Source organism: Yersinia rochesterensis (assembly GCF_003600645.1).
In the GTDB taxonomy this organism is placed as follows: domain Bacteria; phylum Pseudomonadota; class Gammaproteobacteria; order Enterobacterales; family Enterobacteriaceae; genus Yersinia; species Yersinia rochesterensis.
Window position 1 is genome coordinate 2,358,601 of record NZ_CP032482.1, and the last position, 24,966, is coordinate 2,383,566.

The following is a 24,966-nucleotide window of genomic DNA, read 5'->3' on the forward strand; positions in this document are numbered from 1 at the left end:
CAGTCACTAGTCGACTGGTCTATTAATATAGGATGCACCATGAAGACTGCTAAACTGTTCTCCCCTTTGAAAGTTGGCGCGCTCACTTTGCCGAACCGTGTATTTATGGCCCCGCTGACGCGCTTGCGCAGTATTGAGCCAGGTGATATTCCAACACCATTGATGGCTGAGTATTATCGTCAACGCGCCAGTGCGGGTTTGATTATCACTGAAGCAACACAGATTTCTTTCCAGGCGAAAGGTTATGCCGGGGCTCCGGGGTTACACACGCAAGAACAGTTAAACGCATGGAAAAAAATCACCCAAGCCGTTCATGATGACGGCGGACATATTGCCGTACAGTTATGGCATGTCGGTCGTATTTCGCACAGCAGTTTACAGCCGGGCCAACAAGCCCCTGTTGCGCCCTCAGCAATTGCTGCAGACACTCGCACGACGATCCGTGATGAATCCGGGGCTTGGGTTCGTGTTCCCTGCTCTACCCCGCGCGCGTTGGAAACGGAAGAGATTCCAGGCATCATTAATGATTTCCGCCAGGCGACAGCCAATGCTCGTGAAGCTGGGTTTGACTATATCGAATTGCATGCGGCACACGGCTATTTATTGCATCAATTTATGTCTCCGGCATCAAACCAGCGTGCCGACCAATACGGTGGTAGCATTGAAAACCGTACTCGCCTGACGTTGGAAGTGGTTGATGCCACTGCGGCTGAATGGGGTGCTGAACATATTGGTATCCGTATTTCACCGCTGGGGCCGTTCAATGGTCTGGATAATGGTGAAGATCAGGAAGAAGCGGCGCTGTATCTGGTTGAAGAATTAAACAAACGCAATATCGCGTTTCTGCACATTTCTGAGCCAGATTGGGCGGGTGGCAAGCCTTATTCGGATGCATTCCGCGATGCTGTGCGCGCCCGCTTCAAAGGTGTGATTGTCGGTGCCGGTGCTTATACTGCAGAAAAAGCTGAAAACCTGATTGAGAAAGGATTTATTGATGCCGTCGCCTTTGGCCGCAGCTATATTTCCAACCCGGATCTGGTTGAGCGGTTGCAACAAAATGCGCCACTGAATGAACCTGACGGCGAAACTTTCTACGGCGGCGGTGCTAAGGGCTATACCGACTACCCGACCTTGTAATCTATCAATCTATTGGTTTCATAACGGTCAGGCTATGCCTGGCCGTTCTTATTTGCACCACATAAACTGACCGTCATAGGGTAGTGAGTGCAATGATATTACTATATGATTATAAATTAGCTTTGATTTGCAATGAATTTTCAATTTTAAATTATTGATAATAAAGAGGTATTATGAAGCGCTTACTCCATACCATGATCCGCGTTGGTGACTTACAGCGTTCCATCGATTTCTACACCAAGGTATTAGGAATGTGTTTGCTGCGTACTAGCGAAAATACCGAGTATAAATACTCACTGGCATTCGTCGGCTATAGCGATGAGAGTGAAGGCTCAGTCATTGAGCTGACTTATAACTGGGGTGTAGATAGCTACGAAATGGGGACTGCATTTGGTCACCTGGCACTGGGTGTGGATGATGTTGCCGCCACCTGCGACCAAATTCGTCATGCGGGGGGCAAAGTGACCCGCGAAGCTGGCCCGGTAAAAGGCGGTAATACAATTATTGCTTTTGTCGAAGATCCCGACGGTTACAAAATCGAGTTAATCGAGAATAAGAGCGCTGGACACGGCCTCGGAAACTGATTAACCAGAGGGCACCAACAAGGTGCCTTTTTTCTCATCGCGATATCCCCCTGCATCCCACGCCAAAATTTGACATAATGCGTGCTGAATTCGTTGAAGATAAGAAACTGATGGCAGATAAAAGTGACCTTAACGCCCTGAGTGGCCGTTTTCGTGGGTATTACCCCGTAGTAATTGATGTGGAAACCGCCGGTTTTAATGCTCAAACCGACGCATTACTCGAAATTGCCGCCGTAACCTTGCAAATGAACAAGGATGGCTGGCTGTTGCCTGATGAAACGCTCCATTTTCATGTAGAGCCGTTCGAGGGTGCCAATTTGCAACCGGAAGCGCTGGCATTTAATGGGATAGACCCCACCAATCCATTACGGGGTGCGGTCAGTGAACATGATGCTTTACACGCCATTTTCAAAGCCGTTCGTAAGGGATTGAAAGATAAAGGCTGCAACCGCGCCATTATCGTTGCGCATAATGCCCACTTTGATCACAGCTTTGTGATGGCGGCGGCTGAACGCGCTAGCTTGAAGCGCAACCCGTTCCACCCCTTTGCCACCTTCGATACCGCAGCGCTCAGTGGGTTGGTTCTGGGGCAAACCGTATTGGCAAAAGCTTGCCTGACGGCAGGTATTCCGTTTGATAGCAGCCAGGCACACTCTGCTTTGTACGATACAATGCAAACGGCAAAATTATTCTGTGAGTTAGTCAATCGTTGGAAGAAACTCGGTGGCTGGCCGGTACCTGCGGGCGAATCCGAGCAATAGGGTTCCAGCAAAAAATAGAAATTGACCCATTAAAAAAGGTGGCCAGCAAGCCACCTTTTGTTTTTTATACTGACCTGCCAGCATATTACTCTGCTGCGGGTTTTTCTTCTTCAGTACGGTATTTATCTGCCGTTTCTTTCAGCAGTTGTTGCAGTTCGCCACGCTGATACATTTCCATCAGGATGTCACAACCGCCGACCAATTCGCCGTCAACCCAGAGTTGTGGGAAGGTTGGCCAGTTAGCATATTTTGGCAACTCAGCACGGATGTCAGGATTTTGCAAAATATCAACATAAGCAAAACGTTCGCCACACGCGGATAGCGCCTGTACCGCCTGAGCCGAGAAACCGCAGTTTGGCAGCTTAGGCGAGCCTTTCATATAAAGCAGGATTGGGTTTTCTGCTATCTGGCGCTGAATTTTATCAATCGTCGTCATTTCTTGCTTCCTCAAGCCATTTCGTGGCTACAATACTTAGAACCTAACCATTAGGGCTATTTTATTATTGCGTCCTGTCTATTGTAGCGACTGTCACTACTGGAATAAAACGCCATCTTTTGCAGGGGCTTTACTCTGTCAGCAAATGGTTATATTGTCAGCTACAAATATGTGCATTCAGAATAACATTTTTGATCCCATGACTTCATTATTATCTTCATCGTGGGATACCAGAAGTACCGGGCAGCTAACCCGTTGACATATGGTTAATTTAAGGCCATTTACCGGGTGAAAAAGCGACGATTGCGACGCCATTAATGTTTTCTCACAATATCGATTCAAATCCTGTCGCTCTCTGCTTTTTTATATCCTGAGTTTCAGCAATACTGTGACTCTTCATATTCATTTCAGGGCCAAGGTTGGTAGCGTTATTATGCGTTTAATTTTTACGCTGTTTGTGCTGCTGTTTACCCAGCTATTTCTAAACCTTGCGCATGCTTCGCCGCAGGCTCACGTCTCGGCTGAGCAAAAGAAAGGCCAAATCAGTCAGGCCAACTCTGATGACCGTAAAAAACGTAAAGCCGATAAAACAACTAAAAAAGCCAAAGTGACCAGCAATAAAACCGCCAGTAAAAATGTCACAAATAAAACAATCGCCAATAACGATAAAAAGAAAACAGCGGCTACTGCCAGCAAAGCCATTAAGAAGAAAACCCCGGAAGTCAGTAAAACTACCGGAAAAAAATCAAGCAGCAGTAAAACAATTCCGAGTAAAACAATCGCAACTAAAAAACCGCAGATTAAAACCGCAGCCAATAAAAAAGCGGCGGTGAGTAAAACAGAGAAAGTCGCTTATGGCCGCCACCGAAATAAAGCCCAAGGTAAAGCGGATGCCGAATTAGCGGCAAATAATAAGATAAAGCTCAGCCCTGCACATAAAAAGCGCTACCAGCACGCCAAACAGACTGCGATGAGTAAACTGATGAAGCAAGTCGGTAAACCTTATCGCTGGGGCGGTACCTCCCCTAATACAGGTTTTGATTGCAGCGGGCTTATTTATTACGCCTATAAAGATGTCATCAGAATAAAAATGCCGCGTACAGCGAATGAAATGTATCATTTACGCGATGCTGCGCCGGTTAAGCGCGCTGAATTAGAAAGTGGGGATTTAGTCTTCTTTAATATAGCTAATCGTGGTGTTGCTGATCATGTCGGTGTTTATTTAGGCAACGGCAAATTTATTCAGTCGCCGCGTACGGGTGAAGACATTCGTATTAGCATGCTAGATAATGACTACTGGCAAGATCATTATGTTGGCGCTCGCCGCGTCGTAACACCCAAAACTATTCGCTAATCAGAATCTATTCGCTAATAAAAACCATTCACTAATATCGAACCTGGTAGCGCTATCGGGTGCCAATAACCCAATCATCACTCCCCTTAATCGAATAACAGCAGTGAATGGTTTTTACGCAATACCACATCAAACTATATGGTTATCTCTGTCATTTCTGTTGAAAGTTGTTAAGATTAATACCCACAACAAAAATAAAACAATTACGATTTTAACCGCCCCTCACCCTGTTTTAGCGACTGCGAAAGATCGGATTTGAGGAGCAAACACCCTGAGCAACCCCGAAAGGAGAGAGCGATGTCTTTTGAATTACCGGCATTACCTTATGCACAAAATGCACTGGAACCGCACATTTCTGCTGAAACGCTGGAGTACCATTACGGCAAGCACCACAACACTTATGTGGTCAACCTCAATAATCTGATTAAGGATACTGAGTTTGCGGGTAAATCCTTGGAAGAGATTATTAAAACCTCCAGTGGCGGTGTCTTTAATAATGCAGCCCAAGTCTGGAACCACACCTTTTACTGGCACTGTTTATCACCAAATGGTGGTGGCGAACCTACTGGCAAAGTTGCCGATGCCATTAATCAATCCTTTGGTTCTTTCGCTGAATTTAAAGCACAGTTTACTGATGCGGCAGTGAAAAACTTTGGCGCAGGCTGGACGTGGCTGGTCAAAAAAGCGGATGGCACACTGGCGATTGTCAGTACCTCAAATGCGGCAACACCGCTGACGACTGCGGATAAACCACTGCTGACGGTGGATGTATGGGAGCACGCTTATTATATTGATTATCGTAATGCGCGACCAAAATATCTGGAGAACTTCTGGGCTTTAGTGAATTGGTCTTTCGTTGAGAAAAATTTAGCCTGATACCGCGCAAACAGAAAGATACACACGTGGTTATTATCAGTAGAAATAATTAAGGGCGGGTTAACCGCCCTACTAATGGCTTCATACCGGCAAGCGGTTTAATTAATTCATTACCGCCACGAAGCTAAAAACAATAATCATTGCCAGCGCACCAACAGTCGTAATCAGCGACATTTTCAGATTGGTATCCATAAAAACTCCTCAGCCGGTTAATCTTTATACTCGTCATACTTCAAGTATAGTAAGGTAAAGGCACACAATTAGTGCGTTAAATCATTTTCCCACAGTTAAGAAAAAAAATCTTGTGCTCATTACGCACTTTATAACATTGATTAACGCTTTCACTTTTCCTCCAGATCAGCCAAAATTCGCAGTTCATAACTGTATGCCGACTCATAACGTCCAATAAAACCTCTCAGACAGCCTGCTGATTCAACTTACCAGCCTACTATCGTGTTTCTGTCTGAGCGGTGTTCGAGTCATACAGGCAAACGATTAACATAATACTTACCTGCTGTAACAGGTGAGCTTAGGAGTCATTCTTTTTATGGCAACGATTAAAGATGTGGCCAAACACGCGGGTGTGTCCACCACCACCGTTTCGCACGTTATCAATAAAACTCGTTTCGTCGCCGAAAATACCAAAGCCGCTGTGTGGGCGGCCATTAAAGAGCTGCATTATTCGCCCAGTGCTGTGGCCCGCAGCTTGAAAGTTAATCACACTAAATCAATTGGTTTGTTGGCAACATCCAGTGAAGCACCCTATTTTGCTGAGGTGATCGAAGCGGTTGAAAATAGTTGTTATAGCAAAGGTTACACCCTGATTTTATGTAACTCTCATAATAATCTTGATAAACAAAAAGCCTATCTATCCATGCTGGCGCAAAAGCGTGTCGATGGATTATTGGTGATGTGTTCTGAATACCCTGAACAATTGCTGGGGATGTTAGAAGATTATCGCAATATTCCAATGGTGGTGATGGACTGGGGTACCGCCCGTGGCGATTTTACTGACTCGATTATTGATAATGCATTCGAAGGCGGCTATTTAGCTGGCCGTTATCTTATTGAGCGCGGTCATCGTGATATCGGTGCTATTCCCGGTCAGTTATCACGGAATACCGGTGGTGGTCGCCATCAGGGCTTCCTGAAAGCACTGGAAGAGGCCAATATCCCGCTACGTGACGAATGGGTGGTTCAGGGGGATTTTGAGCCAGAATCCGGTTATAAAGCTATGCACCAAATTCTGACGCAAAAACACCGCCCGACCGCCGTATTCTGTGGCGGCGATATTATGGCGATGGGGGCAATATGCGCGGCGGATGAATTGGGCCTGCGGGTGCCACAAGATATTTCGGTGATCGGCTATGATAATGTGCGCAATGCGCGGTATTTCTCACCGGCGCTAACCACTATTCATCAGCCAAAAGAGAGATTAGGTGAAACCGCTTTTGCCATGTTGCTCGACAGAATTGTTAGTAAACGCGAAGACCCACAAACGATTGAAGTACACCCTAAGCTGGTCGAGCGCCGCTCTGTTGCTGATGGCCCCTACCGCGATTACCGCCGTTAATCTTCACCTGCCGGTAGCCCTCATGTTACCGGCAGCTAACGCTGTGCGTTCAGTCCTCAATCACGGCATTATCATCTTTTAGCCATTCATTATTAAGTGTGACACTGTCACCTAAATACGTTAGCATCCATGCTAAAGCTGGCGAATGATTATTCTGCTCCCACGTCAAACAACACGGGCTATCAGGAAGTGGCTCGGCCAAGGTTAATACCACCAGTTTCCCTTGTTCAATCAAGGGCGACACCATATGCGCGGGCACCATTCCGACACATAATCCTGCACACAGGCAATCTATTCCCGTCGCCCAATCGGGTGCCACTAAACGCTGTTGGTTATCCAAGGTCCAGGTGTCTCGTTTCGGCAGATTTCGCGCGGTATCCTCCAAACAGAGTGAGGGATAAGGCCGCAATTGGTCATCAATAAGGGAACCGGTCAAGTGGGCTAAGGGATGATTGACGCTCACCACACAATGCCAGGTCAAAAAACCCATGTCGCGGAAGATAAACCGCCCGCCAACCGGAATGGCGCGAGTCGCCCCAATGGCCATTTCAGCTTGGCCATCCGCCAGTGCATCCCAGACACCATTAAATACCTCATAGCGTACCCGCAGTTCGATATCAGGAAAATGGCGATAAAAATCCAATACTAAGCGGCGACTCCGCTGAGGTTTGACGATTTTATCGATCACGATATTGAGTTGCCCACGCCACCCATTCGCCACTTGCTGGCACTGTCGCCGCGTGCCATTCATTTTTTTGATAACATCTCGAGCTTCTTTGATAAAAACCCTGCCCGCTTCCGTCAATTCTACATCCCGGTGACGCCGTACAAATAACGGCACGGCCAGCCATTCCTCCAACTGGCGCACGGTATAACTTACCGCTGACGGGACGCGGTGCAATTCTTGAGCAGCAGCGCTGAAACTCCCGGTGCGGGCAACTGCATCGACCACATCCAATGAATATTCTGACCACATGATTATGCACTTCCCTTAGACTGAATATTTACTATCAATTTTTTTGATAGCATGGCGCAAATATTACCGTTTCACAACAGAATACCTCGCCGCTAGAATGCCCCCCGCAATGGAATTTCCATGATAAGAGTTTTGCCTGCAAAATTATAATGAGACACAAAAAATGAAAACGACTTCTAGTTTCATGTTCTACCTGGCCGGTTTGAGCATGTTGGGGTACCTGGCCACCGACATGTATTTGCCTGCCTTTGGCGCTATGCAACAAGAGCTGCACACCTCTGCCGGTTCCATCAGTGCCAGCCTCAGTATCTTTCTCGCTGGTTTCGCTATCGCTCAACTTATCTGGGGGCCTGTTTCCGATAAGTTAGGCCGTAAACCTGTGCTATTAGTCGGGTTGGGCTTATTTGCCATCGGCTGTTTGGGGATTTTATGGGTTGAAACAGCGGCACAGTTATTGGTTCTGCGTTTTATTCAGGCGGTGGGAGTCTGTTCTGCAGCCGTGAGCTGGCAAGCATTGGTGGTAGATAGATACCACAGTAGCAAAGTCAATCGGGTGTTTGCGACCATAATGCCTTTAGTGGCGTTATCCCCCGCGTTAGCCCCTTTATTAGGTGCGTGGTTATTAAACCACTTTAGTTGGCGGTCAATTTTTGTCGTTTTATTGGCGATTACATTGCTACTGCTGATCCCGACCGCACTGCTTAAGGAACGGAAAAAAGTGGCCTCGGATGGCGGGCTTAAAAGCAAAAGTGCCATTAGTTTCTGGCAATTGCTGAAATCTCCGGTATTTAGCGGCAACGTAATGATGTTTGCTGCATGCAGCGCCGGTTTTTTCGCCTGGTTAACCGGCTCGCCTTTTATTTTAGGTGATATGGGATATAGCCCGAATGCCATTGGTTTGAGTTATGTTCCACAAACATTAGCCTTTCTGCTAGGGGGTTTTGCTTGTCGCAGTGCATTGAGTCGAATTAAAGGCAACACTCTACTGCCGTGGCTGTTGGCCGGTTATGCCCTCAGTATGATTGCGCTCTACCTGATCGCCACATTGACGACACCAACACTGGTGACCTTACTTATTCCGTTTTGCATAATGGCGCTGGTGAATGGTGCCTGCTACCCTATTATCGTAGCGAATGCATTAATGCCCTTTCCGGCGAATACTGGCAAAGCGGCGGCGCTACAAAACACACTTCAGTTGGGTTTGTGTTTTATTGCCAGCATGGTAGTTTCGCTCTTTATCAGCCAACCTTTACTGGCAACAGTCACGGTGATGCTATCGACGGTCGCTTTAGCCATATTAGGTTATGGCATTCATTGCTACGCGATGAAAAATGAAAAAAGCCATACTAATAATGATGACTATAATTACGCGGAGTCATAATCTCCAATAAAAATAGTCACTAAAGAACATGCAGGCCGGACGCGATTTATTATTGAGAAAGCGCTCCGGCCAGCCTATACTCAATCGAACTGATTAGATTACCATTTAAAAAAAGCATTATCTTAAGCATTTTCTGTGCGCGTGGATTGTGTCACATTTCCTCTTATGGATGAGTTGCCCTAAACCAAAGTGTCATTAGGGTTTCTTCTTAATCTTCCTCTGTCCGTAATGGATACCAGACACCAACTTTATTGGTATGTACCCGCGTATATAAATTTTATCGCGAGTCATAAGTCAGAAGAAAGTGATGGAGAAGCTATGAGTTCATCCTGTATTGAAGACCAAAGTATTCAAGAAAATCCGTGGTTTCGCATTATACAAGAAATGCTGAATCGGGCTGATATTGAAATCAATGGCTCACGCCCTTTCGACATTCAAGTTAATAACCCGAACTTCTTCAAACGGGTATTACAAGAAGGATCTTTGGCATTAGGTGAGAGTTATATGGATGTTTGGTGGGAATGTGACCGTCTGGATATTTTCTTCCAACGCGTTCTCAGATCGGGTCTGGAAAAACAACTTCCACACCATTTCAAAGATACTTTACGCATTGCTGCTGCGCGTATAATCAACTTGCAATCAAAGAAAAGAGCCTGGATTGTCGGTAAAGAACATTACGATCTGGGCAATGACCTGTTTAGCCTCATGCTCGACCCCAATATGCAATATTCTTGCGCTTATTGGAAAGACGCCACAACACTTGAGCAAGCGCAGGAAAACAAATTGCAGATGATTTGTGAGAAACTGCAATTAGCGCCCGGCATGACCTTGCTCGATATTGGTTGTGGTTGGGGCGGGCTTGCTGCTTATGCTGCACGTCATTTCGGGGTGTCCGTCTCCGGCGTGACCATCTCGGCTGAACAGCAAAAATTGGCCCAAAAACGTTGTGAAGGTTTGGATGTCACTATTTTGCTGCAAGATTATCGCGACCTGGATGAACAATTTGACCGCATCGTCTCTGTAGGAATGTTCGAACATGTCGGCCCCAAAAATTATCGCACCTACTTTGAGGTGGTTAACCGAAATCTGAAGCCTGATGGGTTATTTTTACTGCACACCATTGGCGCTAATCGTACTGACTTGAGCGTTGACCCGTGGATTGATAAGTATATTTTCCCTAATGGTTGTCTACCGTCAGTACAACATATAGCCCAAGCCAGCGAACCTTATTTCATCATGGAAGACTGGCATAATTTCGGGGCAGATTACGACCGAACACTGATGGCATGGTATGAACGCTTCCAAGCCGCATGGCCGAATTTAGCGGAGAATTACTCACCGCGATTTGAACGGATGTTTAGCTATTATCTGAATGCTTGTGCGGGTGCATTCCGCGCCAGAGACATTCAATTGTGGCAGGTATTATTCAGTCCAAATGGCGTAGAAGGCGGTATTCGAGTGGCGCGTTAGTCTCTAAAAACGCTGTCAAGGTGGGGGCTCATCAGCCCCCTACTCTTTTAGTATCCTATCCCCGGATAGCTTTATCAGCCGCCGCTGCAGACAGCTGTGCAATATCGCGTTGCGCTAATACCCGCTCAACGGTATCCACCACCGCCTGCGTCTGTGGGTCTATCTCGATATTCACTCTATGCCCCAAACGCTTTTTACCTAATGTGGTGCGCGCCAGTGTCTCTGGGATCAAATGCACACAAAAACGATTGCTTACGACTTCACCGATAGTCAGGCTAATGCCATCAATACCGATAAAACCTTTATGTAATACATATTTCATTAAATCGTCGCTGGGCAGTCGAAACCAGATCTGACGGTTATTTTCTGATGTATATATTTTAGTTATTTCGGCGGTACACATAATATGCCCGGACATAAGATGCCCACCAATTTCATCGCTGAATTTAGCCGCGCGTTCCAAATTAACCACATCACCGACCTTAATATCACCCAAATTGGTGATACGCAGGGTTTCCTTCATTAAATCAAAACTGACCCGATTTCCATTAACTTCGGTCACTGTTAAACAGCAGCCATTATGGGCCACAGAAGCCCCCAAGGCTAACTCAGGCAACATTTCAGTGGGCATTTCAACCACATGAGTACGGAAGTTGGATTTTTCGTCGATGGCTACCACGGGCGCGGTGCCTTGAACAATACCGGTAAACATACGCCATGCCTCTTATCTAGAGAGAAAATTTCTTTGCCGTGATTCTGCCTCAGAAGATAAAGAAAACCAAACCACTTAGACTAAAAATTACTATTGAAGTTATTTCGTTGATATTCAGTTGATATAGCCTAAATAATTCGAGTTGCAGGCAGGCGGCAAGTGAGTGACAAATCGGTCGGGAACCGATTTGAACAGCATTATTTATGCTAGCCCGCAGGGTGAGCCTCAAGGAGGAGGCTCATTCATCCCGATGAGTTTACACAGATAAGTGATTCGGGTTATTCAGCGTAGCCAACGCACATGCAGCTTAAAGTATGACGGGTATATTTAATGACAAGGATTGCTTAAGCACGGTGAGAAGGTACAATCTTTTATACTTTTTATGCTCCAAAGTTTTTCCGCTATTTTATTTATCGCTCATGCGCGATAAATAGTCGTTATTGACATCATAACTAGGTTATACCCAAGTAACTTCGAGATGCAGGTAGGCGGCAACCGAGTAACAAATCTGTCGGGAGCAGGTTTGAACGCTGCTAGCAACGGCCTCGAAGAGGCCTGGCCCATGAAAGGGCCGAGTAATGAGGGCAGCCAACCCCCTTGCATCTTGAAAGTCGACGGGTAGAAAAAGGTGTATGCGTGCAGAAGTATATTGTCGAAGCGCGTAGCTTATTAGCTCTCGCTATTCCTGTTGTTATTGCGCAATTGTCCCAAACAGCCATGGGCGTGGTTGATACTATTATGGCCGGTTCTGTCAGTGCGACCGATATGGCGGCTGTTGCTGTTGGGACTTCTATCTGGTTACCGGCTATTTTATTCGGTCACGGGTTATTATTGGCGCTGACCCCGACGGTCGCCCAACTTAACGGATCAGGGCGGCGCAATCAGATTGCTCATCAGGTCAGACAAGGGTTTTGGTTGGCATCCTGTGTCTCACTATTAATTATGGTGGTCATCTATAACAGCGACCAAATTATTAGACAGATGCATAATATTGACCCGGTGCTGGCCGACAAAGCGGTTGGTTTCCTGCATGCCATTATGTGGGGAGCGCCCGGTTATCTATTTTTCCAAGTGCTGCGAAATCAGTGTGAGGGATTATCCAAAACCAAACCTGGGATGGTGATTGGCTTTATTGGCTTACTGGTCAACATTCCCATTAACTATATTTTTATCTACGGTAAATTTGGTGCCCCGGCGCTCGGCGGGGTGGGTTGCGGGGTAGCAACCGGGACAGTTTACTGGGTGATGTTCTTGATGATGCGCTGGTATGTGACTCGCGCCCGCTCACAGCAAGATATCAAACTAGAGAAAGGTTTTGCCGCCCCTGATTGGAAAGTGATGAAACGCCTCGGTGGCCTTGGATTGCCCGTTGCACTGGCGCTGTTTTTTGAAGTCACATTGTTCGCGGTAGTGGCACTGCTGGTTTCTCCGCTAGGGATTGTCGCCGTTGCAGGGCATCAGATTGCCCTCAACTTTAGCTCACTGATGTTTATGTTACCGATGTCACTGAGTGTCGCCGCGACCATTCGTGTTGGTTTTCGCCTCGGTCAAGGGTTGGTTGATGACGCCAAAGTGGCCGCCTATACCAGTATTGCGGTTGGGTTAATGCTGGCTTGTGTCACCGCAGTGTTTACCGTGGTATTCCGAGAGCATATTGCGCTGCTGTATAACAAAACTCCGGAAGTCGTGGTGATGGCCTCCCACTTAATGTTGCTGGCAGCGCTTTACCAATTATCTGATGCTATTCAAGTGATTGGCAGCGGTGTATTGCGCGGTTACAAAGATACCCGCTCGATCTTCTTTATTACTTTTACCGCGTATTGGCTGGTGGGGTTACCGAGTGGCTATCTGTTAGGGCTGACCGATTATATTGTTCCGGCCATGGGGCCTAGTGGCTTCTGGATTGGGTTTGTTATCGGCCTGACCTTGGCGGCGATCTTAATGGCGCTACGCATCCGTTGGTTACAAAAGCAACCGTCCGCTTTTATTCTGCAAAAAGCGGCACACTAAGCGCTATTATTTTGGAAGCTAATCGTATTGTGGGCGTTAATCACAGCGGCTTATGCCCATGATTAACGCCCCTATAAATCAGAAAAGATGAAGAAAAAAACAGCGTAATGGGTAAAAGCTCAGCAATTACGTGAGTTTGCAGTGAATATTATGTTTTTCCCCTTGCCAGCAGACGGGCAGCTCGTTAATATTCGTCCCCGCTGTCAGCATTGATGGCAGGTAATAAGAGTGAAAATAATATACCCAAGTAATTGGAGCTGTAGCTAGGCAGCAAATGCACGAGTCCCGCAGAGCTGACTCAAGTCAGTGATTCGGGTGAGTAAGTGCAGCTAACAACGCTATGGCTTCAAGATAAGAAGGGTAGTATGTGCGTCCGTAGCTCAGTTGGTTAGAGCACCACCTTGACATGGTGGGGGTCGATGGTTCGAGTCCATTCGGACGCACCACTTTAATTAAATTACCTGAAGTGACCAGAGTATCATGTGCGTCCGTAGCTCAGTTGGTTAGAGCACCACCTTGACATGGTGGGGGTCGATGGTTCGAGTCCATTCGGACGCACCACTTTGGTATTATCTACAAATTTCAAATTGATAGTTTCTCAATGCGTTCTTAGCTCAGTTGGTTAGAGCACCACCTTGACATGGTGGGGGTCGATGGTTCGAGTCCATTAGAACGCACCAATCTGCTGTTTGCTTAATTTCCTGTCTGACTCAATATCCCCTACTCGAATTTCTTAAGTCTGGTTATATTGCTTTCATCAATTTTTCCGCCATCCGCTTGTTAAAATTGTTAAAAACTTTTTTTGTTGCGCAACAAACTAAGTATTATTCTCTCTGTTTGCGCGACTAATGGCCCATTTTTATAAAAAACGACAATGAGTTTCTGTTTTCTATTTCATTTCCCGCGACTTACCGCTTATAATACGAACCGTCGTTTCAGTTGAATGGTTTCAGCATCTTGATCTGCCGATACGCTAAAAAAATACAACTCACATTTACGCCATCGTATACCGATCATGCGTTTAGCCTCGTGCTAAAGTTTTCCATTCTATTTCCGCAACTGTCATCTATTCTTAGTAATGTTTTGCTTCTTGGTAACGTTTCGCTACACCAGACACTAATCAGATCCCACTCCGTTGCTGTATTTAACGGAACATTTGCTTTTTATCCATCACAACTTGTAGAAAAAATCCGTCATGAAAAAGACTAAAATTGTTTGTACCATAGGTCCAAAAACCGAATCCGAAGAAATGCTGACGAACCTGCTGAATGCAGGTATGAACGTTATGCGCTTAAACTTCTCCCACGGTGACTATGAAGAGCATGGTCAACGTATCAAGAATATCCGTGCTGTTATGGCAAAAACTGGCCTGAAAGCCGGTATTCTGCTGGACACCAAAGGCCCTGAAATCCGCACCATGAAACTGGAAGGCGGCAAAGATGCAGCGCTGGTTGCAGGCCAGACTTTCACTTTCACCACAGACCAAAGCGTTATTGGCAACAATAACATCGTTGCTGTGACCTACCCGGGCTTTGCCGCTGACCTAAAAATTGGCAACACCGTACTGGTTGATGATGGTTTGATCGGTATGGAAGTGACTGAAGTCACTGAAAATACTGTAGTTTGTAAAGTGCTGAACAACGGTGACTTGGGCGAAAACAAAGGCGTTAACCTGCCAGGCGTTTCTATCCAACTGCCTGCATTGGCTGAAAAAGATAAAGCTGACCTGATCTTTGGTTGTGAGCAAGGCGTGGACTTCGTTGCCGCTTCCTTTATCCGTAAGCGTTCTGACGTGCTGGAAATCCGCGAACACCTGAAAGCACACGGCGGCGAGCACATCCAGATCATCTCCAAAATTGAAAACCAGGAAGGTCTGAATAACTTCGACGAAATCCTGGAAGCCTCTGACGGTATCATGGTTGCCCGTGGTGACTTGGGTGTTGAGATCCCGGTAGAAGAAGTTATCTTCGCCCAGAAGATGATGATTGAGAAATGTAACCGTGCACGTAAAGTTGTTATCACTGCAACTCAGATGCTCGATTCCATGATCAAAAACCCACGCCCTACTCGTGCAGAAGCCGGCGACGTCGCTAACGCCATTTTGGACGGTACCGACGCCGTGATGCTGTCTGGTGAGAGTGCCAAGGGTAAGTACCCATTAGAGTCTGTCACCATCATGGCAACCATCTGTGAGCGTACAGACCGTATCATGCCAAGCCGCATCGAAACGCTGAACGATAATCGCAAAATGCGTATCACTGAAGCGGTTTGCCGTGGCGCAGTAGAAACTGCAGAAAAACTGGAAGCAAAAGTGATAGTGGTGGCAACTGGCGGCGGTAAATCCGCTAAGTCAGTTCGTAAATACTTCCCAACCGCGACCATTTTAGCCCTGACGACCAATGAAACCACTGCTCGTCAGTTAATTCTGACTAAAGGTGTGATAACTCAATTAGTCGCCGAAATTGCTTCAACAGATGACTTCTACCGCATTGGTAAAGAAGCGGCTCTGGCCAGCGGTCTGGCGCAGAAAGGCGACGTAGTCATTATGGTTTCTGGTGCTTTAGTACCAAGCGGCACCACCAATACCTCTTCCGTACACGTTTTATAATCTCAACGAAAGAGTCAATACTAATTAAAAACGCCGCTTTTCATAGCGGCGTTTTCTTTTTAAACATCTCTAAATAAACTTTCCGAAAAATCCATTTTATCCTAAGCGCCCAAAAGTTTTTTTCTGAGTCGGACTTTTCCGAAAGAATCCGGCTGTTTTCCCTCGTTTTTTTAACTTTTTTTTAAAACAAGATGCTTCTTTGAGCGAACGATCAAAATAAACCCCCCTAATACTAAAAATTTATTCTCTTTCGAAAAAACTTTGTGTAATACTTGTAACGCTACATGGAGATTAACTTAATCTAGAGGGTGTTAATAATGAATCGTACTAAACTTGTACTGGGCGCGGTAATTCTGGCTTCTACTATGCTGGCTGGTTGTTCAAGCAATGCTAAAATCGATCAACTGTCTTCTGACGTTCAAACTCTGAACGCTAAAGTTGACCAACTGAGCAACGACGTGAACGCAATCCGTTCTGACGTTCAAGCAGCTAAAGACGATGCAGCACGTGCTAACCAACGTCTTGACAACCAAGCTCACGCTTACAAGAAGTAATATTACTTCCTGAATGAAAAATGGCGCACATTGTGCGCCATTTTTTTTATCTTGCTAAAACCAGTTTCTGATTGTGACCTTCCCTGCTGACCTCTTCCCTAACGCCCTACTTCATCAACTCGTTTCACAATATGGGTGCACGCTATGCTTTGCCACAGCAAACCGACGGCTGCCATGGCAAAGGTGCGTGTGAGATGAGAACTTAGCTCACAGCTCTTAGTTTGCAGCTGAATAAACCGGGCCTGGTTGAACCAACTTAGGCATCTCTTGCTCCGTAGGTTGCTGCTCTTCGTTCTGTGGTTGTGCCTGTTGCTCGCCCTGAGGCGCTACAGCAACCGGAGCCTGCTCAGTGGCAGTCTCACCTACAGTGACGATGACGGGCATACCAGCACGGCGAACAATCGCTTCCTGAACCACTTGTGCATCAGTCTGGCTGTCGTTGATAAACTTCTGCAGGCTGCTGCTGATAGCAATTGGCATTGTTTGCGGATCATCACTGTCTACACGAGACAACGGCTGATGAACTTCCACATAACGCTTACCATCTGGCTCAACAGAATATTTAACCGGTTCATTGATGATTTGCACGCGAGTACCTTTAGGTACGGATTTGAACAGCGCTTCAATGTCATCCGGACGTAAGCGGATACAGCCGGAGCTGACACGCATACCAATACCAAAGTTCGCGTTGGTGCCGTGGATCAAGTATTCACCTTTCCCCGCAGACAACCGCATAGCAAACAGCCCCATAGGGTTTTCCGGGCCGGCCGGAACCACTGATGGCAAAGTAATACCTTCCGCCAAATAGTTCTTACGGATATTTGCCGTTGGTGTCCAGGTTGGGTTCGGGATCTTTTGGCTGACTGTGGTTGTCATCGTTGGGGTATTACGCCCTAACTGGCCGATACCGATTGGGTACACCACAACTTTGTTTTGACCTTTAGGGTAATAATAAAGGCGCAGTTCAGCCAAGTTGATGACGATACCTTCACGTGGGGTATCTGGCAGCAACATCTGGGTCGGAATAGTGAGCACTGAACCCGGTAATGGCAAATACGGGTCAGCACCTGGGTTTGCTTCCAGCATCCCCAACAAACCGATTTTATAATCGGCAGCAATAGCCTCCAGCGGACGGCCATCATTTGGAACAGTATAAGTAGTATTTTCACCAATCAGACGACTATTGGCTGGCGGCAGAGGATACTCGGTCGCATTGGCAGCAGTGATACTTCCCGCCAGACAAGTTGCGAATAACATACCAATCAAAGTTAATGCACGTTTCATGCTTAGTTCCTACATCACTTCTTAAAATTCGATTTACACGGTTATATCCAATAAATCTCAAATTGCAGGAAAGCGGCAAGCGAGTGACAACTTGGTTGTAAACCATGTTGAACAGCGCCTCAGAGTGAGGCTCATAATCCCGATGAACTTAAACAAGTAAGTGATTCGGGGGAACGAAAAGCCGCCAACGCGCCAGCAGTTTGAAAAATGACGGATATATCTACGTTAATTTTAGCAGCCAATTATAAGGCCACCATATAGTAACAGCCCATATTATAAAGGCAATTTATATCTCTAAAAATCAAGGTGTTACAATGTAATTTATTGTGCTTTTTCTGGCATGGAGGCCGATTTAAGCTGCTGAAATATCACCATTTTAATACTGTGACGCGCGGCGCAAAATGCACACAGCGCGAAGAATAAAGCACAAAATGTTGGCGTAGATCAGCAAACGTTGAGGGCAACAGCCTTAGTGCGAATGGCGCGGATCATGGCTTCAAGACCTTGGGAACGCGAAGGTGTTAAGTGCTGACTGAGGGCTAAATCGGCAAAAAAGGGCCGAACATCTAACTCAATTATCTGCTGTGGAGTCAAACCTTGATACAGGATGAACACCACCGCGACCAAACCTTTGACGATAGCGGCATCACTATCACCGGCAAAAACCACATGCCCAGCTTCAGAGCGAGTCATTGCAATCCACACCTGGCTTTGACAGCCAGAGATAAGATTTTCTGGTTGGCGCTGCTGCTCAGTTAAGGGCGGCAACTGCGCACCTAACTCGATCACATACAGGTATTTTTCTTCCCAATTTAAACAGCGGGAAAAATTACGAATCAATTTATTTTTATCTGGCAAACCAGCCATAACATGCTTCCTAAATAATCCCCCGCGTCCTTGAAGCCGCAGGGATATTAGCTACGTTCACGATTCAGCCCGTCCGTGGGCCTCGCCTCTATGAGGCCGCTGCTGCCTACCGGCAGCGCCAATGACTTTGGGTATAATCGGTTTTAAAGAACACTCAGCCCAGCAATTTTTCGATGCGCTGCAACCCAACCACCAGCCGATCAACTTCCTCACGGGTATTATAAAGCGCCAGCGACGCCCGGCACATGCTTGGCACCTTGTAGAATGCCATCAGCGGCATGGCGCAATGATGCCCGGTACGAATCGCAATACCGTATTGGTCCAGGAAACTGCCGACATCATAAGCATGATGTGGCCCCAGATTGAACGCAATAACCCCAGCCCGGTTTACCGGGCCATACAGTGTCAGGCTGTTAATCTGGCGCAGTTGTTCCCACGCATACTGCATCAGTGATTGCTCATATTGCTGGATATTAGCAAGCCCCAACTGATTCACATAACTGATTGCAGCACCCAGCCCCATAATACCGGCAGTATTGGGAGACCCCGCTTCAAAACGCCATGGCGCATCAGCAAAGGTGGTGCCCTGTGTCAGGCTGACAGTTTTGATCATCGCACCGCCCCCTTCCCATGGCGGCATTTTTTGTAGCCATTCACTTTTGCCGTACAAGATACCAATGCCCGATGGGCCGTACAGTTTATGTCCAGAGAAAACATAAAAATCGCAGCCCAAATCCTGAACATCGACCGGCTGATGTATCACCGCCTGTGCGCCATCCACCAGCACCACCAAACCCGCGGCTTTAGCTTGCGCCACGATCTCTTTAATGGGATTCACTGTCCCCAGCACATTGGAAACTTGAGTGATCGCCAACAGTTTAGTGGTGCCGTCAATCAAACTCGTTAACGCGGTTAATTCAAGTTCACCCGTCGCCATCAGCGGCCAAACACGGATTTCAATGCCAATCTCTTTTGCCAGCATCTGCCACGGTACAATATTGGCGTGATGCTCCATTTCGGTAATGATAATGCTGTCACCGGCTTGCAGAAAATGGCGGCCATAACTGTTCGCCACTAAATTGATAGCTTCCGTCGTGCCTTTGACAAAGACGATTTCTTCCGCAGAAGCGGCATGAATAAAGTCCGCGACCTGTTGACGTACCGCTTCCATTTGCCCAGTCGCTTCGGCACTCAGAGTGTGAATGCCCCGATGAACCGCCGCATAATCTGCACGATAGAAGTTAAGTTCCCGGTCAATAACCACTTGTGGTTTCTGTGCGCTGGCGGCGCTGTCCAGATATGCCAACGGCTGGCCGTTAACCTCACGGCCAAGCAGCGGGAAATCAGCTCTGACTTGCTCAATACTGACTTGCCCAATAGAGAAACTCATAGCGACTCCCCAGCCAACCGCTCGGCAATTCGCGCCAATACAGCTTTGCGAATGGCTTCGTGATGGATGGCTTCGGTCAATTCGGCGGCAAAAGCAAAAATAATCATTTGCTGCGCATCAGCTTGATTGATACCGCGTGATTGCAGATAAAATAGCTGTTCTGCATCAATACGCCCGACGGTAGCCCCGTGACTGCACTTCACATCATCGGCATAAATTTCCAGCTGTGGCTTGGTATCTACCTCAGCTAACTTACTGAGCAGTAAGTTATTATTGGTCATCTGGCCGTCAGTTTTTACTGCATGCTGAGCCACTTTTATTATGCCATTGAAGACAGCTTTACCCCGCTCGCGCACCATGACCTTATGGAGTTGGCGGCTATCGCAATAGCCTTTGTTATGTTCCAGGTAAGTGCGGGTGTCACAAATTTCTCGCCCTATAGGAAGCAGCAAGCTATTCATCGACAAACTGGCACCCTCGCCATTTAACTGGGCGCTGGTGTTATGGCGGGTCAGCCCCGCACCGAGCAAGAAGCTATAACTCTTCGCTCGCGCATCACGGCTTAACACTAAGTCATTATGGGCAAAATGGGTGCTTTGGGGCGCTTCGAACGCCAGTTTGCAGTGGTTCAACTCTGCATTCTCACCCACCGAAACAGTCAGCCGCGCACCGGTAAAATGCGGCTGTTCATTAAGACTGACAAAATGCTCAATGACCTCTGCCTGTGCGCCCGCCTCAATCGCCAGATGGTGACGGTAATGGCTGGTATTCACCACCTCAGAGCTATTGCCTGAACTGATATGCAACAGATACAGCGGTTTATCACTGTGTTGCCCGACAGGCAAACGGATGTGCAAGCTTTCCTGAGCCAGACTTTCGGTCAGATGCAAAAAGACTTCCGACTGAATCGCCGCTGGAAACTGAGTATTTTCAGTTATATGTGCCAGTTGATACGGGCCACATTCACTGTCACTCAATTCCGGGGCATATCGTCCATCAATGAAAACCAAACGATGGGCATCTTGCAACAATGACAAATTATCGCGCTGAGCCGCCGTCACTTTCACCGCCGGAGCAAAGCCGAAGCTATGGGCGAATAAACGCTCCAGCGGTGTGTATTTCCAATCTTCATGCTTGATGCTGGGGAAACCCAATGCCAGCACCTGTTGCCAATGTGCCGTAGCTTCAGCACCCTGACCATTTTGGTGCTGCTTAAGCTTTTGACTCTGTTCAAATAGCTGGCCAAAATTCGCTAAGGCATTACTACGCTGTTCGGCAAGAATGCGTTGTTGATTTGGGGTATTACTGTTGGTCGGTAAGCCAGCCATAGCCTTGCTCCTCCAACTGTTTCACCAGCGTGAAATCACCAGACTTAATGATTCGCCCCTGATACAGCACATGGACAAAGTCTGGTTTGACGTAATCGAGGATGCGCTGATAGTGAGTCACAATAATAAAGGCGCGATTCTCATTGCGCAGCGAGTTCACCCCGTTGGCGACAATTTTCAGCGCATCAATATCCAGACCGGAGTCAGTCTCATCCAAAATGCATAAAGAGGGTTCCAGCGCCGCCATCTGCAAGATATCGTTGCGTTTTTTCTCACCGCCCGAGAAGCCCACATTCACTGAACGGGTCAGTAAGTCTGCCGGCATTTTGAGCAACTCAATTTTCTCTTCAATGAAATCAGCAAAATCAAAACGATCCAGCGGTTCCTGTTGGCGATATTTGCGTACCGCATTGACGGCGGTTTGCAGGAAGAAATGGTTACTGACCCCCGGAATTTCTACCGGATACTGGAAAGCCAGAAAGACGCCCTCACCCGCACGATCTTCTGGGGCCAGCTCCAGCAAATCTTTGCCCTTGAAAGTCACACTGCCTTCAGTGACCTCATATTCTTCCCGCCCGGCCAGCGCCGCAGACAAGGTACTTTTCCCTGAGCCGTTCGGCCCCATAATGGCATGCACTTCGCCGGGTTTGATGTCCAGATTCAAACCATTGAGGATCTCGTTACCTTCGACACTGACTTTTAAGTTCTTGATGCTTAACATAGGTTTCCTTGGTGCGCAGGCGCGCAAAACTCTGCAAATACTTATTCAGCTCAGACTTAACCAACACTGTGTTCCAAGCTGATGGCCAACAATTTCTGTGCTTCGACGGCAAACTCCAGCGGCAATTCGGAGAACACGTCCTTACAGAAGCCGTTAACAATCATTGAGATGGCATCATCTTCACTGATACCGCGCTGCAAGCAATAAAACAGTTGGTCATCACCAATTTTGGAGGTTGTCGCCTCGTGCTCCAATTGCGCCGTATTATTACGCACTTCCACATAAGGGAAAGTATGCGCGCCGGAATCCGGGCCAATCAGCATCGAGTCACATTGAGTGAAATTACGCGCGTTATCCGCGCCCGGCAGGATTTTCACCAACCCACGATAGGTATTTTGGCTGTGTCCGGCGGAGATCCCTTTGGCAATAATGGTTGATTTGGTGTTTTTGCCAATGTGGATCATCTTGGTGCCGGTATCCGCCTGCTGATGGCCGTTAGTCAGCGCGACCGAGAAGAACTCACCGATGGAGTTATCGCCCTGCAAAATCACACTGGGGTATTTCCAGGTAATCGCCGAGCCAGTCTCAGATTGGGTCCACGACATTTTGGAGCCATCACCTTCACACAACGCCCGTTTGGTCACAAAATTGAGAATACCGCCGGTGCTGTCAGCCCCAGCAAACCAGTTCTGCACAGTCGAGTATTTCACTTCGGCATTTTTATGTAAAATGACTTCAACCACCGCCGCATGCAACTGATAACTATCACGAACGGGCGCGGAGCACCCCTCGATATAACTGACATAACTGTCTTCGTCAGCAATCAGAATGGTGCGCTCAAATTGACCGGTTTTGGCAGCATTAATGCGGAAATAGGTTGATAACTCCATCGGGCAGCGCACCCCTTTCGGCACATAAACAAAAGTGCCGTCAGAAGCCACTGCGGCATTGAGCGCGGCAAAAAAGTTATCTTTCGCTGGCACCACTGAGCCGAGATACTTGCGTACTAAATCCGGGTACTCCTGAATAGCTTCACCAAATGAGCAGAAAATAATGCCTTGTTCGGCCAGTTTCCCTCGATAAGTGGTTGCCACCGAAACCGAGTCAAAAATGGCGTCAACCGCCACTTCAGCGCCTTCCCGCACCGGCACCCCTAACTGGGCAAATGCAGACTCGACCTCGGCGGTGAGGTACTCATTCATTGCTTGTTCAGACAAATCGCTAGCGGCAGACGATTGCTGCACCGCTCCGGGCTGCGAATCACAGCTATCATCACAGCTGCCACAGGATGGCGCTGAGTAATAGCTATAATCCTGATAATCCAGACTTTTATAATGTGCTTTCAGCCAGTGCGGTTCTTCCATTTCTAGCCAACTTCGATAAGCCCCCAGGCGAAACTCCAGCATCCAGTCCGGCTCATTACGCTTGGCAGAAATGGCGCGAATGACATCCTCACTGAGGCCTTTCGCCAGCTCATCAGTCGCGAGCTGTGTAAAAAAACCTTCTTTGTAGCGACCATCGCTGACCCAAGCCTGCACTTCATCTGGAACTTCTACATTGCTTCGTGTCATTTCGTTTACATCGCTCAAACGCCAAAACTCTCGCCACACCCGCAGGAATGCTGAGCTTTAGGATTATTAAATTTAAAAATCTGATTCAGCCCTTCGCGGACGTAATCCACCACGGTGCCATCAATAAAAGGCATCGCTTTCAGTGGCACGTAAAGTCTGGCGCCGCCCTGTTCAAACACTAGCGCGTCACTGGCCGGCTCCTTGGTCATATCCATCACATACGCAAATCCGGCACAACCGGATTGCTTCACCCCAAGCTGTAACCCTTTGACTTCAGGGTCCTGTTGCATGAGTCGGGTGATTTGCGCCGCTGCGCTGTCAGTGATTGTAACGCCTTGCCAAACATTATCATCGAGTGAAAATGTCCCGACGGATTCCTGTTGCATATGCCCTACCTTAATACCGGTGAGATTCTCACTTTTCAGGTTAATAATGAGCTGGCTGATTATGGGGAAATCAACACAGCTTATTGACAATGGTAGTGATAATAATTATCACTTCAACCGTTTGTTTTGCAGGGATATTAAGAAAAGTACCGTTTAGACCTCAAATGAGGCGGCAACGAACAAGCATGCTGCGATGGCCGAAGAAGTCTGGATAAACAAGTGCTCTTTTATCGCCATGAAATAAAACAATAATTATCACAGCGATGTTCAAATCCCTTGTTATTTCAGAGGCTAATCGGGTTAATCCCTGAATTTTTAAACATTCATAAAAAATACCTATTTCTCCATTAACTTTAGCTGAAAACTCTCTCAGGGGGAATGAAAATGGATGTACTCTGGCACAGAGCCACATATAGGTATGCATTTCGAGGGAGTATACTCTAAATAATTCGGGTTGCAGGAAGGCGGCAATTGAGCGAGTCCCCAGGAACTTACACAAGTAAGTGACTGGGGTGAACGAAAGCGGCCAACGCACATGCAGCTTGAAGTATGACGAGTATATTATGTGGGGGATAGCACGGCAGTAGTCAAACGGGAGGTACAACACAGGTTGTTTTGTTCATCAAAAACTTCAATTTGCCAAACCTGATGGCTGCGGCCAACATGAATAGCACGACAACAGCCGCGCACTTTCCCAGACCGGGCCGCTTTTAGATGATTGGCATTGATTTCCAACCCCACGACTTGTTGCCCGTCAGTGGTACACAAATACCCCGCCATCGACCCCAACGACTCCGCCAACACCACTGACGCCCCGCCGTGCAGCAGCCCAAAAGGTTGAGTTGTCCGATGGTCTACCGGCATCGTCGCTTCCAATTCGTCATCGCCCAGCCGGGTTATTTCAATACCCAAGTGGGCGACCATACAATCAGCGCCAATTTTGTTCAGTTCAGCTAGCGTCGTTTTGCGTTTCCAAAGCATCCTTTC

At 47.3% G+C, this 24,966-nt stretch carries 23 protein-coding genes and 3 tRNA genes; 14 read left to right on the plus strand and 12 right to left on the minus strand.

The window, feature by feature from the left end; translation table 11 throughout:
• The first annotated feature begins 39 nt into the window (after nt 1–39).
• From nemA to rnt, 3 genes are all read left to right on the plus strand, one after another.
• The gene (gene nemA / locus DXZ79_RS11040) at nt 40–1,137 is read left to right on the plus strand and encodes an alkene reductase (RefSeq protein WP_038632658.1); all 1,098 of its coding nucleotides are present in this window, start codon (nt 40–42) and stop codon (nt 1,135–1,137) included.
• 173 nt (nt 1,138–1,310) lie between these two features.
• Nucleotides 1,311–1,721: a lactoylglutathione lyase gene (gene gloA, locus DXZ79_RS11045; protein WP_072089097.1), complete on the plus strand. Its 411-nt coding sequence runs from the start codon at nt 1,311–1,313 to the stop codon at nt 1,719–1,721.
• Nucleotides 1,722–1,831: 110 nt separating this feature from the next.
• A complete protein-coding gene (gene rnt / locus DXZ79_RS11050; protein ID WP_072089114.1) occupies nt 1,832–2,482 on the plus strand; it encodes a ribonuclease T in 651 nt (216 codons plus the stop codon).
• A gap of 85 nt (nt 2,483–2,567) precedes the next feature.
• Here the strand turns inward: rnt and DXZ79_RS11055 are convergent, their stop codons facing one another.
• Nucleotides 2,568–2,918 (minus strand): Grx4 family monothiol glutaredoxin, encoded by a 351-nt coding sequence (locus DXZ79_RS11055; RefSeq protein ID WP_004390185.1) that lies wholly within the window; start codon nt 2,916–2,918, stop codon nt 2,568–2,570.
• A gap of 433 nt (nt 2,919–3,351) precedes the next feature.
• Between DXZ79_RS11055 and DXZ79_RS11060 the strand changes: the two genes are divergently transcribed.
• Together DXZ79_RS11060 and sodB are read left to right on the plus strand one after the other, a co-directional pair.
• Entirely contained in the window at nt 3,352–4,272 is a 921-nt protein-coding gene (locus tag DXZ79_RS11060) for a C40 family peptidase (RefSeq protein WP_038632654.1), read from the plus strand.
• 297 nt (nt 4,273–4,569) lie between these two features.
• Nucleotides 4,570–5,148 (plus strand): superoxide dismutase [Fe], encoded by a 579-nt coding sequence (gene sodB / locus DXZ79_RS11065; RefSeq protein ID WP_038632652.1) that lies wholly within the window; start codon nt 4,570–4,572, stop codon nt 5,146–5,148.
• Between the two features lie 102 nt (nt 5,149–5,250).
• Here sodB and cydH read toward each other — a convergent pair whose 3' ends face one another.
• Complete coding sequence (gene cydH, locus DXZ79_RS11070; RefSeq protein WP_019079325.1) at nt 5,251–5,340, minus strand: cytochrome bd-I oxidase subunit CydH; 90 nt, start codon at nt 5,338–5,340, stop codon at nt 5,251–5,253.
• Between the two features lie 355 nt (nt 5,341–5,695).
• Here cydH and purR point away from each other — a divergent pair, with 355 nt between their 5' ends.
• A complete protein-coding gene (purR, locus tag DXZ79_RS11075; RefSeq protein WP_038632650.1) occupies nt 5,696–6,721 on the plus strand; it encodes an HTH-type transcriptional repressor PurR in 1,026 nt (341 codons plus the stop codon).
• Between the two features lie 49 nt (nt 6,722–6,770).
• Here purR and punR read toward each other — a convergent pair whose 3' ends face one another.
• Nucleotides 6,771–7,697 carry a DNA-binding transcriptional activator PunR gene (punR, locus tag DXZ79_RS11080; RefSeq protein ID WP_038632648.1) on the minus strand — a complete coding sequence of 309 codons (927 nt, stop codon included), beginning with the start codon at nt 7,695–7,697 and terminating at the stop codon, nt 6,771–6,773.
• A 163-nt stretch (nt 7,698–7,860) separates the two neighbouring features.
• Here punR and punC point away from each other — a divergent pair, with 163 nt between their 5' ends.
• The gene (gene punC, locus DXZ79_RS11085; protein ID WP_038632646.1) at nt 7,861–9,078 is read left to right on the plus strand and encodes a purine nucleoside transporter PunC; all 1,218 of its coding nucleotides are present in this window, start codon (nt 7,861–7,863) and stop codon (nt 9,076–9,078) included.
• A gap of 318 nt (nt 9,079–9,396) precedes the next feature.
• The gene (cfa, locus tag DXZ79_RS11090) at nt 9,397–10,548 is read left to right on the plus strand and encodes a cyclopropane fatty acyl phospholipid synthase (protein ID WP_120011277.1); all 1,152 of its coding nucleotides are present in this window, start codon (nt 9,397–9,399) and stop codon (nt 10,546–10,548) included.
• A gap of 55 nt (nt 10,549–10,603) precedes the next feature.
• Here cfa and DXZ79_RS11095 read toward each other — a convergent pair whose 3' ends face one another.
• Nucleotides 10,604–11,260 carry a riboflavin synthase gene (locus DXZ79_RS11095; RefSeq protein ID WP_038632642.1) on the minus strand — a complete coding sequence of 219 codons (657 nt, stop codon included), beginning with the start codon at nt 11,258–11,260 and terminating at the stop codon, nt 10,604–10,606.
• Between the two features lie 636 nt (nt 11,261–11,896).
• Between DXZ79_RS11095 and DXZ79_RS11105 the strand changes: the two genes are divergently transcribed.
• From DXZ79_RS11105 to DXZ79_RS11130, 6 genes are all read left to right on the plus strand, one after another.
• A complete protein-coding gene (locus DXZ79_RS11105; protein ID WP_038632640.1) occupies nt 11,897–13,270 on the plus strand; it encodes an MATE family efflux transporter in 1,374 nt (457 codons plus the stop codon).
• Nucleotides 13,271–13,639: 369 nt separating this feature from the next.
• Nucleotides 13,640–13,716 (plus strand) — tRNA-Val (locus DXZ79_RS11110).
• Nucleotides 13,717–13,754: 38 nt separating this feature from the next.
• Nucleotides 13,755–13,831: transfer RNA gene (locus DXZ79_RS11115), tRNA-Val, on the plus strand.
• A gap of 42 nt (nt 13,832–13,873) precedes the next feature.
• Nucleotides 13,874–13,950, plus strand: a tRNA-Val gene (locus DXZ79_RS11120).
• Between the two features lie 515 nt (nt 13,951–14,465).
• Entirely contained in the window at nt 14,466–15,878 is a 1,413-nt protein-coding gene (gene pykF / locus DXZ79_RS11125) for a pyruvate kinase PykF (protein ID WP_038632638.1), read from the plus strand.
• A 317-nt stretch (nt 15,879–16,195) separates the two neighbouring features.
• Complete coding sequence (locus tag DXZ79_RS11130; protein WP_005165631.1) at nt 16,196–16,432, plus strand: major outer membrane lipoprotein; 237 nt, start codon at nt 16,196–16,198, stop codon at nt 16,430–16,432.
• Between the two features lie 216 nt (nt 16,433–16,648).
• Here DXZ79_RS11130 and DXZ79_RS11135 read toward each other — a convergent pair whose 3' ends face one another.
• The 8 genes from DXZ79_RS11135 to DXZ79_RS11175 all read right to left on the minus strand — a co-directional run bounded on the left by DXZ79_RS11135 (nt 16,649) and on the right by DXZ79_RS11175 (nt 24,960).
• Nucleotides 16,649–17,716, minus strand: coding sequence for a L,D-transpeptidase family protein (locus DXZ79_RS11135; protein ID WP_038632636.1), 1,068 nt, complete (start codon nt 17,714–17,716; stop codon nt 16,649–16,651).
• A gap of 444 nt (nt 17,717–18,160) precedes the next feature.
• On the minus strand, nt 18,161–18,583 hold the full coding sequence (gene sufE / locus DXZ79_RS11140; RefSeq protein ID WP_038632634.1) for a cysteine desulfuration protein SufE: 423 nt from the start codon (nt 18,581–18,583) through the stop codon (nt 18,161–18,163).
• A gap of 154 nt (nt 18,584–18,737) precedes the next feature.
• Nucleotides 18,738–19,973 carry a cysteine desulfurase SufS gene (gene sufS / locus DXZ79_RS11145; protein WP_050291678.1) on the minus strand — a complete coding sequence of 412 codons (1,236 nt, stop codon included), beginning with the start codon at nt 19,971–19,973 and terminating at the stop codon, nt 18,738–18,740.
• Nucleotides 19,970–21,301 (minus strand): Fe-S cluster assembly protein SufD, encoded by a 1,332-nt coding sequence (gene sufD, locus DXZ79_RS11150; RefSeq protein WP_050291677.1) that lies wholly within the window; start codon nt 21,299–21,301, stop codon nt 19,970–19,972. Before sufD ends, sufS begins: the two co-directional genes overlap by 4 nt.
• The gene (gene sufC / locus DXZ79_RS11155) at nt 21,276–22,022 is read right to left on the minus strand and encodes a Fe-S cluster assembly ATPase SufC (protein WP_038632628.1); all 747 of its coding nucleotides are present in this window, start codon (nt 22,020–22,022) and stop codon (nt 21,276–21,278) included. Before sufC ends, sufD begins: the two co-directional genes overlap by 26 nt.
• A 56-nt stretch (nt 22,023–22,078) precedes the next feature.
• A complete protein-coding gene (gene sufB / locus DXZ79_RS11160; RefSeq protein ID WP_038632626.1) occupies nt 22,079–23,593 on the minus strand; it encodes a Fe-S cluster assembly protein SufB in 1,515 nt (504 codons plus the stop codon).
• A gap of 14 nt (nt 23,594–23,607) precedes the next feature.
• Entirely contained in the window at nt 23,608–23,979 is a 372-nt protein-coding gene (gene sufA, locus DXZ79_RS11165) for a Fe-S cluster assembly scaffold SufA (protein ID WP_038632624.1), read from the minus strand.
• Between the two features lie 561 nt (nt 23,980–24,540).
• Nucleotides 24,541–24,960 (minus strand): hotdog fold thioesterase, encoded by a 420-nt coding sequence (locus tag DXZ79_RS11175; RefSeq protein ID WP_038632620.1) that lies wholly within the window; start codon nt 24,958–24,960, stop codon nt 24,541–24,543.
• Between the last annotated feature and the right edge of the window lie 6 nt (nt 24,961–24,966).